General features: G+C 66.8%; 11 protein-coding genes. 6 read left to right on the forward strand and 5 right to left on the reverse strand.

The features are described 5' to 3' along the window. Nucleotides 1-2 precede the first annotated feature (2 nt). Genes HK401_RS15835 through HK401_RS15855 form a run of 5 tightly spaced genes read right to left on the reverse strand, consistent with a single transcriptional unit; the run spans nucleotide 3 to nucleotide 5459 of the window. Nucleotides 3-1289, reverse strand: coding sequence for a DUF58 domain-containing protein (locus HK401_RS15835; protein WP_181275613.1), 1287 nt, complete (start codon nucleotides 1287-1289; stop codon nucleotides 3-5). Further along, on the reverse strand, nucleotides 1290-2360 hold the full coding sequence (locus HK401_RS15840) for an AAA family ATPase (RefSeq protein WP_181275614.1): 1071 nt from the start codon (nucleotides 2358-2360) through the stop codon (nucleotides 1290-1292). It lies immediately after the preceding gene. Then, nucleotides 2357-3610, reverse strand: a complete 1254-nt coding sequence (locus HK401_RS15845; protein ID WP_181275615.1) for a DUF4350 domain-containing protein — start codon at nucleotides 3608-3610, stop codon at nucleotides 2357-2359. Before HK401_RS15845 ends, HK401_RS15840 begins: the two co-directional genes overlap by 4 nt. Continuing rightward, the gene (locus HK401_RS15850; RefSeq protein ID WP_181275616.1) at nucleotides 3607-4413 is read right to left on the reverse strand and encodes a DUF4129 domain-containing protein; all 807 of its coding nucleotides are present in this window, start codon (nucleotides 4411-4413) and stop codon (nucleotides 3607-3609) included. The genes HK401_RS15845 and HK401_RS15850 overlap by 4 nt, the downstream gene beginning before the upstream one ends. Continuing rightward, on the reverse strand, nucleotides 4410-5459 hold the full coding sequence (locus tag HK401_RS15855; RefSeq protein WP_181275617.1) for a DUF7847 domain-containing protein: 1050 nt from the start codon (nucleotides 5457-5459) through the stop codon (nucleotides 4410-4412). Before HK401_RS15855 ends, HK401_RS15850 begins: the two co-directional genes overlap by 4 nt. 213 nt (nucleotides 5460-5672) lie before the next feature. Here HK401_RS15855 and mtrA point away from each other — a divergent pair, with 213 nt between their 5' ends. The 6 genes from mtrA to HK401_RS15885 all read left to right on the forward strand — a co-directional run bounded on the left by mtrA (nucleotide 5673) and on the right by HK401_RS15885 (nucleotide 12891). Further along, a complete protein-coding gene (mtrA, locus tag HK401_RS15860; protein ID WP_181275618.1) occupies nucleotides 5673-6353 on the forward strand; it encodes an MtrAB system response regulator MtrA in 681 nt (226 codons plus the stop codon). After that, on the forward strand, nucleotides 6350-8338 hold the full coding sequence (mtrB, locus tag HK401_RS15865) for an MtrAB system histidine kinase MtrB (protein WP_309136023.1): 1989 nt from the start codon (nucleotides 6350-6352) through the stop codon (nucleotides 8336-8338). The genes mtrA and mtrB overlap by 4 nt, the downstream gene beginning before the upstream one ends. Next, nucleotides 8335-10059, forward strand: coding sequence for an LpqB family beta-propeller domain-containing protein (locus HK401_RS15870; protein ID WP_181275619.1), 1725 nt, complete (start codon nucleotides 8335-8337; stop codon nucleotides 10057-10059). The genes mtrB and HK401_RS15870 overlap by 4 nt, the downstream gene beginning before the upstream one ends. Before the next feature lie 28 nt (nucleotides 10060-10087). Then, on the forward strand, nucleotides 10088-10810 hold the full coding sequence (locus HK401_RS15875; protein ID WP_181275620.1) for a ComF family protein: 723 nt from the start codon (nucleotides 10088-10090) through the stop codon (nucleotides 10808-10810). A 66-nt stretch (nucleotides 10811-10876) separates the two neighbouring features. Next, the gene (hpf, locus tag HK401_RS15880; protein ID WP_181275621.1) at nucleotides 10877-11536 is read left to right on the forward strand and encodes a ribosome hibernation-promoting factor, HPF/YfiA family; all 660 of its coding nucleotides are present in this window, start codon (nucleotides 10877-10879) and stop codon (nucleotides 11534-11536) included. A 113-nt stretch (nucleotides 11537-11649) separates the two neighbouring features. Continuing rightward, nucleotides 11650-12891, forward strand: coding sequence for a winged helix-turn-helix domain-containing protein (locus HK401_RS15885; protein ID WP_181275622.1), 1242 nt, complete (start codon nucleotides 11650-11652; stop codon nucleotides 12889-12891). Nucleotides 12892-12942 lie beyond the last annotated feature (51 nt).

Consider the following 12942-nt stretch of genomic DNA (forward strand, 5'->3'; position numbering starts at 1 on the left):
GTTCAGAGTCCGCCGGCGACCTTGAGCCGAATGTAGAGATCGGCCAGCGCCCCGGGCAGCTGCTCGGGCAGCGCCTGGACAGAGGAGATGCCGAGTCCACGCAGACGCGTGCGCAGAGATGCCTGCCGCAGCTGTTCCTCTTCGGCAGCGGCTGCGGTGAAGATCGCGTCGGCATCTCCTCGTGATTGCGTGAGCTCCTGGAGGGAGGGATCCTCCACCCCGGCGATGACCACCCGGTGGTGCGAGGTCAGCGTGGGCAGGATGGGCAGGATGTCATCGGCGATGGTGGCTTCGTCGAACTCGGTTACCAGGACGACGAGGGCCTGCTGGCGCGAGGTCTGGAGCACGGCCGAGGCGATCGTCTCCCAGTTCGCGTCGTAGAGCTCGGGATCCACCGGGGCCAGGGCCACCGACAGATCATGGACGGGATCATGGGCCTGCCGGCTCGAGGCCACGGCCCGCACGCGTGCGTCGGCGACGATGACGTCGACGCGGTCCCCGGCCCCGGTGGCCAGGGCGGTGAGGAGGAGAGACGCTTCGAGAGCCGCATCGAAGACCGTTCCCTCACCGCAGCGGCGAGCCGCGAAACGAGAGGAGTCGACGACGATGATGACCCGGCGGTCCTTCTCCGGACGCCACGTCTTGACCACGAGGTCCTGGGCGCGGGCGCTGGCCCGCCAGTCGATGGAGCGCACATCGTCACCGTCGACATAGTCGCGCAGCGAATCGAACTCGGTGCCCATTCCGCGGATCATCACCGCGGAACGGCCCTCGAGTTCGCGCAGCTTCTGCGTCTTCGACGGCAGCTCCCGGCGGGACACGAACGGCGGGAGCACACGGATTGCGGCGGGCACCTCGATGCTCTTCTGCCGAGCGATGAGGCCGATCACGCTGGACGAGCGCACAGTCACCAGATCAGCGGTCAGCGCACCGCGTCGGCGCGGGTGGAGTTCGATGCGCACCTGCTTCTCGGCACCGGGGTCGAGGACATGGCGTGAGCGGGTCCGCACGGCGCCGGCGCTCGGCGGCCAGGCATCGCGGACGTCGACGCGCATGCGGCGGGTCGAATCGTTGATGAGGCTGAGCGTGCTGTGCGTGTCATCGCCGAGGCGGACCATCGGTCCGGGGGTCCGCTGCAGGGACAGCCCGTGGGCGCGGGGGACGAGGAAGAAGTCGACCACCGCGGCCGCGATGATCACGCCGGCGACGATCAGCGCCGTCGGCCACCCGGGCACGAGCATGACGGGAACGAGCCCGACGAGGGTGAGCAGGAACAGCCGGGCAGTCATTCAGCGCGGCACTTCCGTGGTAGCGAGGATCGAATCGAGGACCTGGGTGACATCGAGCCCGTCCATCTGCGCCTCGGGCCGCAGGATGACCCGGTGTCCCAGTGCCATGTGCGCGAGCGCCTTGACGTCGTCTGGGGTGACGTAGTTGCGGTCGTTGAGCCAGGCGTGTGCGCGGGCGGCACCGAGGATTCTGGTGGCACCGCGTGGTGAGACACCGAGTGCCAGCGACGGGGCCTGCCGGGTGGCCCGGGCAAGATCGACGATGTAGGTGATGATCTGCGGGGCGATGTAGATCCCGGAGATGGCTTCCCTGGCCCGGGAGATGAGTGCGGCATCCGCCACCGGTCGCAGCCCCGCGGCGGCGAGTCTGGCGGAGTCGAAGCCGCGGGCATGGCGGTCGAGGATCTCGAACTCATGGTCGCGTTCGGGCAGGTCGAGGACGAGCTTGAACAGGAATCGGTCGAGCTGTGCCTCCGGCAGCGGGTACGTGCCCTCGTATTCGACGGGGTTCTGCGTGGCCGCGACCATGAAGGGATCGGGCAGTCCGCGGGAGCGTCCGCCGACCGAGACCTGATGCTCCTCCATCGCCTCGAGCAGGGCAGACTGCGTCTTCGGCGGCGTCCGGTTGATCTCGTCGGCGATGAGGACGTTGGTGAACACCGGGCCCGGTCGGAAGGAGAAGTCCGATGCCGAAGCATCGTAGACAAGCGAGCCGGTGACGTCGCTGGGCATGAGATCGGGGGTGAACTGCACCCGCGAACTGTCGAGGCTGACGGCCGCGGCGAAGCTGCGCACGAGGAGCGTCTTGGCCACGCCCGGCACTCCTTCGAGGAGGACGTGTCCCCGGCACAGCAGGGCGATGAGCATGCCGGTGATCGCCTGATCCTGACCGACGACGGCCTTGCCGATCTCCGCACGCACTCCGTTGAAGGAGTCGCGCAGCGGGTCCGGGCCCGGGGCCGTGAGGGGACCGGTGGGGTTCGGCGCGGCCGTGGGTGGCTGGTCGGCGGCCGACGGTGCGGGCGTCCGACCGGCCGAAGGTGTCGGTTCTTCGTGTGGCGACTGGGTCATGGGATCTCACTTTCGATCTGGGTGAGCTGATGGACGAGATCGGTCAGCTCGGCGTCCGTGTGCACGGTCGCCGAGACGAAGATGTGGTGGAGCGTTCCGGGATCTCGTCCGGTCACCTCGGCGATGCGGGCGATGATCTGTGAAGCTCCGGTCTCACGACCGAGCGAGAGCCGTTTCGCGATCCGCAGGAGCGCCGCGGTGCGCAGTGTGTGCAGCGCCCCGGCACGGTCGTGGCTGCGGGCTGACAGTGCCGCCCGGCCGTGGACGGTCTCGACGGCCGGGACGATCACCGGCAGGCGTTCGATCGCGAGTGGTCCGAAGCGCCTGCCGATCACAAGCAGGAGGACGAGCACGGTGGGTGCGAGCCACAGCACTCCGGCGAGGAACCAGTCGGGCACGAAGTCGATCGTCGAGGGCGGCGGCTCCTCGGAGTCGTCGAACGTCGGGTAGTACACGACGAGGTGGGCGGTCTCCGAGAGCTGGGAGAGGACGAGGGAGGCATTGCCCTCCTCGTCGATGTGCTCGTTCGTCACCCACTCGGCATTGCCGATCACGGTCAGCGGAACGTGTCCGTCGGCGTCGGTGATCAGCTGTCCGCGGGCGGAGCCGGGAGCGACCTCGGCGCCGTCGATCTCATCGACACCGGGACCGGTCAGCGGATAGCACGCGGTGATGCCGTCGGTGCCTTTCTTCGTCTCCGCATATTCGGTCTCCCCGGTGGTCACTGCGCCAGCCGTGCGTGCACTCGGCAGCGCACAGTCCGGCTGGGACTCCGGATCTGGTGAGGTCAGCGGACTGAGGTTGTCGTTGACGGTGATCCGGTCGGTGAACTCGGCGATCGCCGGGCCCGGGTCGATGAGCACCAGGCGGTCGCCGTGGGTGGCCAGCGCGGACTCGACTCCGTCGACGTCCCCGGCCGACATCGCGTCGGCGTTGGTGGGGACGAGCATGGTGGTGTCGGGCTGCGCTGCGGCGCTGCGGGCTTCCTTGAAGTCCTCGGTGGTCGTGACGTCCACGCCGTGGGCGCGCAGGGTCTCGACCATGGCCTTCGTGCCGTCCCTGGCCGTCGAGTCATAGTGCAGCGGAGCTTCGGTCTCGTCATCCGTGGTCATCAGCAGGGTGGCGATGACAGTGATGAGGATGACGATCGCCGCGGTGATCCACACCCCGGCCGAACGCAGACGTGCCCGCAGGGGTACGCGAGCACTCGAACGGGTGCCGCGGGTGGCCACGTCCAGCTGCGCGCTCATGCTCTCGCCTCTTCGACGCGGTCCGATTCCCCGCTGTCGTCGATCATCCGGCCTTCACGGGTATTCCCGTCCGTGTCGGCGGTCCGACGATCGTCGCCCTGCCGACGGCGATGCGCGGGCAGGGCGCAGAGCGAGCGGTCGAGGTCGCACAGGTCCTCGTACACGGTCGGCAGGTTCCGGTCGGGACGGAGGGAGGTGCCTGTCTCGTCGCCGTAGAGGACGTCGTTGAACACCTCGGCGACATTGTGCACGGCGGCGGCATGGTCGGGCAGCGCCGCCTCGGCGTCATGGGCGATCTCACTGGCCGTGGCCGAGGATTCGAGGGAGACGATCTGCTTGACCGAAAGCACCGCGAAGATGGCGCGGGATTCGTCGATGACGGCGGCTCTGTAGTCGCCGGCCGCGGCAGCGCGAGCGGCGCGCTCACGCCAGGGGCCCGGTTCGGGCAGCGAGACGACGGGATCGAACGCCGAGAGCGGCACCCCGGTGCGGCGCAGACCGACTCTGCGGACGCGCCAGATGATGAGCGCGATGATCCCGGCGAGGGCGAGGACGATGAGGAGCAGCAGCCAGGGCGAGTTCGCGCGCAGGGCCGCCCCGACGAGGGATTCCCACAGGTCGCTCAGCCACCGGCCGAGCTGTTCGAGCGGTGTGAGGTCGTTCGCCGAGTATTCCGACTTCGACAGTTCGTGTTCGACCCATTCGCGGCCGGTGCGCCGATCGACGGCAGGTGCGGCTCCGGCGAGGGCGGAGGACAGTGCCGAGGACAGCGCCGTGGTGGGGAGGGCCGAGGCTGTGATCATGACTCCTCCTCGCTGCGGATGAGGACGAGATCGAGTCCTTCGGTGCGCATCTGCTGGTCGAAGAAGCAGACGGTGACCAGGCAGGAGAAATAGGCGAAGAGGACGGCCGAGGAGATCAGCGTCAGTCCCAACAGGAGGCCGGCCGCGACGACCCCGATGGCGACCTGCGCGGCAGGGGAGTCCTCCGTCGTCGCGATTCCCACTCCGAGGACGGCCGTGACGATGAGGACGAGCGGTGAGATGACGAGCTGAACGAGCTGATTGGACAGGAAGTAGCCGAGCGCGAGCTGGCCGAGCAGTCGCCAGAAGCCGCGGTTGGTGAGCCTCCACGACCTTCTCAGCCCGGCTCTGACGGTCAGGCCCTCGACGGCGATTGCGGCACCGAGGAAGGACAGGCGCAGATTGAGCCAGAGCAGCGCGAGCGCCCACAGGACGGTGGCGACCCCCGCCCAGACGATCGCTGCCACCGGGGAGTCGATGAGGGCGAACAGTGCGGTGGGAGCGGCGAGGGCGAGCAGCAGGCCGAGGTTGATTCCGGACATCAGCAGAGTGGCCAGAAGGAGCCGCATGCGCCGTCCGGCCAGGTCACGCCAGCCCTGTGACAGGGTCGTCTTCCGGGCGCCGAACGAGGCCCGGGTGCCCGAGGCGATGAGACCGGAGAGCAGGTGGGCGAGGCCGAGGCTGAGCAGGCTGAGCGCCGCCGACCCCAGCTGCGCCAGCAGGAGGAATCCGTTGAGAGCATCCTCATTGCCGCCGAGGTCGTTGAGGAAGGGCAGGAACCGCAGGGCGATGAGGGTGCCGACGGCGGTGAGGAGCAGACTCCAGAGGGTGAAGACGATGAGCGAGGATCCGATGCTCAGACCGGGGGCGAAGCGCAGGAAGCGGAACCCGGAGTCGAGGGCCTCGATGAACGTCAGCGGCCGCTTGGGCAGCAGTCCGCGCGGCGGGGGCGGGCGCCAGCCTCGGCGGCGGGGGCTCGGAGAGCGCATCTGCCACCGGCCCGTGTGCCAGTCGACCTCGGAGGTCCATGCGTTCGATCGTCCCATCACCGCACAATCCTGCCATGTTTCGCCTCTTCGTTGGTGAAGATCGCCGAGGTTGTTCGGCCCTTCTCGACGGCTGTCCGGCACCTGATGCGTCGTCCGCAGGCACGTGATGTGTCGTCCTCGGGAGCCTGATGCGCCATTGTCGGACATCGGCCCGATAGGGTAGGAGTGTCGAGAACCGAAGAACAGGCGAACATAAGGGACAATGGGAGCATGAACGCTCGAATCCTCGTAGTTGACGATGACACCGCTCTGGCCGAAATGATCGGCATTGTGCTCAAAAGCGAAGGCTTCGAGCCGTTTTTCTGCGCCACGGGTGATCAGGCCTTCGAGGAATTCCAGAAGGTCGGACCCGACCTCGTCCTCCTCGATCTCATGCTGCCGGGCAAGGACGGGCTCGAAGTGTGCCGTGAGATCCGTGAGGTGTCCTCGGTGCCCATCATCATGCTCACTGCCAAGTCCGACACTGTCGACGTCGTCCTCGGACTCGAGTCGGGTGCCGATGACTATGTGCCCAAGCCCTTCAAGCCCAAGGAACTCGTCGCGCGGGTTCGCGCGCGTCTGCGCATCTCCGAACCGCAGGCTCCGGAACTGCTCACCGTCGGTGACGTCGTCGTCGACGTGGCCGGCCACACCGTGACCAAGGGCGGCTCGCCGGTGTCGCTGACCCCGCTCGAATTCGACCTGCTGGTCGCTCTCGCCCGCAAACCCTGGCAGGTGTTCTCCCGTGAGACCCTCCTCGAAGAGGTGTGGGGCTACCGCCATGCCGCGGATACGCGGCTGGTGAACGTGCATGTGCAGCGTCTGCGATCGAAGATCGAACGCGATCCGGAGAAGCCCGACATCATCGTCACCGTCCGCGGCGTCGGCTATAAGGCCGGCAGAGCCGCGTGAGTTCCGAGTCGGCCGCGGGCGGCGCTCTGCGCACCGCGGCTTCGGCACTGAAGACGTTCTGGAATTTCATCCTCCGATCGTTCAGCCACTCCCTGCAGGTCAGGATCGTCGTGCTCACGATCGTGCTCACCTCGGTGGCGATCTTCGGCGTCGGGACGTACATGTCCCAACAGATCTCCCGGGGGCTCTTCGACACCCGGCTGGACTCCCTGTCCTCGCAGACGCGGTCGATCCTCGCCGAGCTGCGGTCCCTCGCCCCGGTCGACGGCCAGGCGGTCACCCAGGACACGCTCAGTTCGCAGCTGTCCTCCATCTACAATCGCTCGGCCGGCTCCGTCTATTCGCTGACCCTGGAACCGAAGGACCCGAATTCGTCGTTCTCGACGATCACCGCTGGAGAGTCGAGCCGGGACGGGGAGTCGGCATCGGTTCCCATCAGCGACGAACTCCGTGAGGCGATGCGCAAGGCTCCGACCGATGACAAGCTCTACCAGTCGGTGAGCCTGCCCGACGGCACCGGTCCGGGCCTGCTCATCACGCAGGAGCTTCAGATCCCCGGGGCCGGACAGTTCCAGCTCTACTACCTCGGCGATCTGTCCGAACAGCAGGACACGCTCAACTTCGTGCAGCGATCGATGCTCGTGGCCGCCCTCGTCCTCGTCGTCCTCATCGGCGCGGTCGCCTGGATCGTCACTCGCCTGGTCGTCACCCCGGTGCGCACCGGGGCCGAGGTCGCCCGCCTCATCGCCGACGGCGACCTCGACGAACGCATGCCCGTCCATGGCAATGACGAGATCGCCGTCCTCGGTGAGAGCTTCAACGACATGGCCGATACGCTGCAGCATCAGATCCAGCAGATGGAGCGCCTGTCGGTGCTGCAGCGGCAATTCGTCTCGGACGTCTCGCATGAGCTGCGGACCCCGCTGACGACCATCCGCGCCGCCGCCGACCTCATCTACGACTCCCGCGACGAACTCGATCCGGTCACCGCGCGCAGTGCGGAGCTGCTGAATTCGCAGGCCGAGCGCTTCGACAATCTGCTCTCCGACCTGCTCGAGATCTCCCGCTACGATGCCGGGGCCGCGGCCCTCGTTGCCAAACCCGTCGACATCGGGGGCATCGTCACCTCCGTCATCGAGACGGTGTCGATGGTGGCCGAAAAGATGTCGACGGGGATCGTCGTCCATGCTCCGTCGTCGCCGGTGATGGCCGAGGTCGACCGGGTGCGCATCACCCGGATCATCCGCAACCTCGTCGTCAACGCCATCGAGCACGGCGAGGGCAATCCGATCGACATCTACGTCGCCTCGAACGCCGAGGCGGTGGCCGTGAGCGTCCGCGACCACGGCGTGGGCATGAACGAGGAGCAGGTCGAGCACGTCTTCGACCGATTCTGGCGAGCCGATCCCGCGCGCAAACGCACCCTCGGCGGATCCGGTCTGGGTCTGGCGATCTCGCTCGAGGACGCGCACCTGCACAGCGGGTGGCTGCAGGTGTGGGGCAAGCTCGGCGAAGGCTCATGCTTCCGACTGACCATTCCGAGGCGCCCTGAACAGGAGATCACGTCTTCGCCCCTGCCGCTGCCGCCGCGCGATGCCCAGATCAAGGGAGCCGCCCTCGTCGCCGGGCCGCTGTCGTCCGATGGTTCGGTGCGAATCCAGACCGGTTCGATCCCCATCGTCGTCGAGACCGATCAGGATGTCCCTGAGGGCTCCGGGTTCGTCGCCGACGCCGACGCCGACGCGAAAGCACCATCGGACGAGGAGGCCGCCGGAGCAACGGCCGAGGATGTGGCAGGGGGACCCGCGAAGGAGGTCGCCGTTGCGCCGGCCGAGGACGTCGCCGAGGCCGAATCCCTTCCGACGGCCGATTCCGTGCCGCAGGACGGTTCGGGCCCCGGTCCCACGGTCGCTGGGAACAGCCGTGATGGTCGCAGTCAGCGGGGGAACGGGCACCAGGGGAAAAGCGAAGGAGGACGGTCATGACAGCCTCGAGAGATCGGCGATTCCGGCCGGCGATGATTCTGGCGTCAGTGTGCGCCTGCCTTGCTTTGGTCGGATGCTCGTCGATTCCGACGTCCTCGCCCGTCGGGCACATCGAAGACGATTCCGGTGACCCGGCCGCCAGCAACGCGCGGATCCCTGATGGTCCTGAACCGGGCGACAGCGTGTCCGAGATCGTGCGCGGCTTCCTCGCCGCCGGCGCCGGGACCGGGAACAACTTCTCCGTGGCCCGGTCCTTCCTCACCGAGGCTGAGGCGCAGAAGTGGAGTCCGCAGGAATCGGTGTCGGTGATGCCCAACGACACCGACCTCAAGTCGCTCAACTCCGATCTCACCACCGACCAGAAGACCCTGACCATGTCGGCTCCGGTCGTCGGGCTCGTCGACTCCTCGGGGGTGTACAGCTCGACGAAGCCCGGCACCCAGTCGACCCTGGAGTTCTCGCTGCGCCAGGAGAATGGAGAATGGAGGATCTCCTCGGCGCCGAACGGGCTGCTCATCAGTGAGACGGACTTCCAGACGATCTTCCTCAACTACTCACTCGAGTTCTTCACCTCCGACTACTCGTATCTCGTTCCCGACTCGCGCTGGTTCCTCCGCTCCTCCTCGACGCCGACGGCACTGATGAATGAGCTGCTGAGCGGACCCGCCCCGTATCTCTCGGGAGCCGTGATCACGGCGGTCCCCGACGGTGCGAAACTCGGCGACTCGAACGTGGTGACGATCGAGAACGGCGTCGCTCATGTGTCCCTGGGACCGCAGAGTCCTGCCCCGTCCGACCGCGAGAAGGGGCTGATCCGGCAGCAGATCGCCTCGACTCTGCAGGTCATCCCCTCGATTTCGAGTATCGAGCTGACAATCGGCGGACAGGCTGTCGCGGCGAGCCTGCAGCCGAAGACGGATTCCTCGGTTCAGGTCGACGGTCCGCCCGTCGTCCTCGCCGACGATCGGATCTCTCGTGTCTCGGGTACGACCGTGGCCAAGGTCGAGAACAGCCCGAACCTGAAGAAGGCGAAAGCCAGCGACCCTGCCGTCTCTCTCGACGACTCCCTGTACGTGTACCTGCAGAACGACGGCAGGGTACTCATGAGGCTGAAGTCTGATGCTGTGGACTCGACGCCGATCCTCAAGGGCAAGAGACTTGTGAGGCCGAGCATCGACCGTTTCAACACCACGTGGACGGGGGAGGCTGAGAACAATGGCGAGCTCAAGGCGGTCGGCCGAGACGGGCAGGTCTTCACCGTCGCCGCCGACTTCCTCTCCGGCCGGCAGCTGATCGATGTCGAAGTTTCGCGCGACGGCACCCGGGTCGCGCTGCTCAGCCGCCACAAGGGCGAACCCGATCGGGTCGATGTCGTCGGTGTGCCTCGGGATAAGGCGGGCAACCCGGCCGACGGTCTGTCAGGAGACCCGATCACTGTGGGGGCGAACTTCGCCGAAGTCAAGGACGTGTCGTGGGCGGGTTCGACCTCCCTCGTCGCGCTGGCCGCGGAGGAGGGCGACAAAGTCCAGCCCTTCCGGATCGGAGTCACCGGTCCTTCCGCTCAGCTCGGAGAGGTCTCCGACGGCAGTCGCATCGCCGGCGGAGCCGATGGGCGGTCGATCCTCGTGACCAGCTCTCACGGAGCCCTCTACTCCTACAATTCCAATGCCTGGCAGCGGCTCGTCGACGTCGCGGCCGAGGATCCCTCGTATCCGGGCTGAGCATCCGCCGGCATAGTAGATTTCTCCCATGGGGCTGCTCGGGGAGATAGGCGAACTGCTCCTGCCTCGACGGTGCGCCGGCTGCGGGCGGGAGAACGTCTCGCTGTGCACGGCGTGCCTGCAGCTGCTCGCCGGCATTCCGCGAGCCATGGAACCGCGCTACGGGCAGATCCCGGTCGTCGGCATCTGCGAATACAATTCCCGCATCTCCCGGATGGTGGTCGGTTTCAAGGACGAAGGGCGTCGGGACATCCGTGACCCGTTGGCTATGGGCCTGGCCCGGTCGATCGTCGCGGCTCTCGATCTCATCGGGTATACGGGCGGTCCGATACGACTCTTCCCCGCGCCCAGCTCCGACCGGGCACGCCGTCGGCGCGGCGGCTCGCATACGGTCTCACTGGCTCAGCGGGCGGCGGAACTCGCCCCTGAGCTGCCGCTCGAAGTCCACGATGTGCTGCTGGCACGCCGTTCCCGCGACCAGGTCGGCCTCGGTGCGAAGGACCGGGCGCAGAACGCCGCGAGAACGCAGTATCTCAATCGCGGCGAACTGGACAGGACGGTGGCCGCAGACACTGAGGATGCTTCGGCAGAGGCGCCGGCGGATCTTCTCATCGACGACTTCTCAACGACCGGCGCAACCTTGGCAGAAAGCGCACGATTACTAGCATCGGTGCAGATCAGACCTGCTGCCGGAGCCGTTCTGGGTCTCGGGCGCGGGGGCACTCGATTTGTCTCTCCCTTTACTGTATAACGGTGTTTACCCATCCAAGGGCATGGGATCGGACGAATCCGAAGAACGAGTCGCTAAGGACACATCATGGACATTGTTGTCAACGGCCGTCAACTGACCATCTCCGACAGCTTTCGCGCCCATATCGAGGACAAGATCGCGAAGGTCGAACAGCTCGCTCCCCGGGCTCAGCGAGTCGAGGTGCACGTCACTCACGAGAAGAACTCCCGCCAGCCGGAGACGAGCGAACGGGTCGAACTCACTGTAGTGGCGAAGGGACCGGCGATCCGGGCCGAGGCCATGGCCAGCGACAAGTATGCGGCACTCGATCTGGCCTGGGCGAAGCTGGTCGAACGACTCAGGCGGGCTCGCGATCGACACAAGGTCCCGCGTTCTGGGCATCACCGCAAAGAATCCACAGCCGAGGTGCTGGCTAAGATGCCTGTGGCCGATCCGCTGGATCCCGGTCAGGAGGCTGAGACCGCGGTGTCCGCGAACGAGAGCGCCGACCAGACCAACGGGCGGATCAAGGCCGAAGGCGACTCACCGGTGGTGCTGCGAGAGAAGACATTCACCGCTTCGCCCATCGGCATCGAAGAGGCGCTGAACCGGATGGAGCTCGTCGGTCACGACTTCTACCTGTTCATCGACGAGGAATCGAGCAAACCCTCCGTCGTCTACCGCCGCAAGGGCTGGAGCTACGGCGTGATCGCCCTCGACCACGACTTCGAAGAGGCCATCGACTGACCCTCCCATTTGCTACCTGACGGCGGCCCTGCAACCTCGCGCGAGGTTGCAGGGCCGCCGTCAGGTAGCAAATGGGAGGGAGTGGTGTCAGCGGGATGGCCTACCGTTGGACTATGCAGAAGATGACCTCGGCGGCAGCACGCCGAACCGCGATCGCCGCGACGGGACTCGACCGTCCTCGGCCGGACACCGTCACCGCCCGTCACCTCAAGTCCGCCTTCGCCACCATGGGCTTGGCCCAGATCGACTCGGTCGCCAAGGTGGTCCGGTCACACTATCTGCCCTTCTTCTCACGCCTGGGCCCGTACCAGCGCGCGACGCTCGACCGTCTCCTCTACTCCTCTCCGCGGATGGGCATCGAGTACTGGGCTCATGCGGCCGCCTTCGTCCCGCCGCAGACATGGATGCACTTCGAACGCACCCGCACCGAATGGTGGCGCAATGACTACGGTCAGCGCCACCCGGAGACCGGCGAGGGCTTCAGAGATCTGCAGGCCTCGGTGCTCGAGGTCCTCGCCGAGGGGCCGAAGTCGGCGCGCGGTGTGGCCGAGCTCGTCGAACACGACCTGCCCGAACGCCATCGCGGGCACTGGGGATGGAACCCCAGCCAGGTCAAGGTCGCGCTCGAAGCCCTGTTCGCCGGCGGCATCGTCAGCAGCTCCGGGAGAAACGATCACTTCGAACGCATCTACGCCCTGACGCGGGACGTCTGCGCTGATCTGCCCGAGATCCCTCTGTCCTACGGCACCGACGACGATCCGCATCTCGGCCTCGACCCGGAAGCGGCTCGGACCCGCGGCGTCTCCGGAACGAACAACGATGTCCTCGAACTCACTCGCACCGCCGCCCGCGCGCTGGGCATCGCCCGTCCAGATGACCTCGCCGACTACTTCCGGCAATTGCGCGCACCCACGGATGAGGCCATCACCGAACTGCTGTCGACGGGAGAGCTGCGAGAGGTCGAGGTCGCCGGCAGCCCGGCTCTGCGGTGGCACCAAGCACGCACCCCGCGCAGCGTCTCGGCCCGTGCCCTTCTGGCGCCCTTCGACCCGCTCGTCTTCTACCGTCCGCGCCTCGAATGGCTGTTCGACTTCCACTATCGGATCGAGATCTACACACCTGCGGACCGGCGGGTGCACGGATACTACGTCACCCCGTTCCTCCTCGGCGATCGGCTCGTCGGACGCGTCGACCTCCACAGGGATCGGGCGGCAGGCATCCTGCGCGCCCACCAGGTGACCTGGGAACCGGGGGAGGAGCACACCGAAGACCTCGTCGCCGAGCTGCGCGAGATGGCGATGTGGCTGGGACTGGATGCCGTGGAGCTCGAAGGCACTCACCTGCCATTAAGCTAGAGACTATACAGTCGTTCGAGTCGTTGTCCGGCAGTCATGCCGATTAGGAGA

The sequence above is a fragment of the Brevibacterium oceani genome (genome assembly GCF_013623835.1).
Classification (GTDB): Bacteria; Actinomycetota; Actinomycetes; order Actinomycetales; family Brevibacteriaceae; genus Brevibacterium; species Brevibacterium oceani.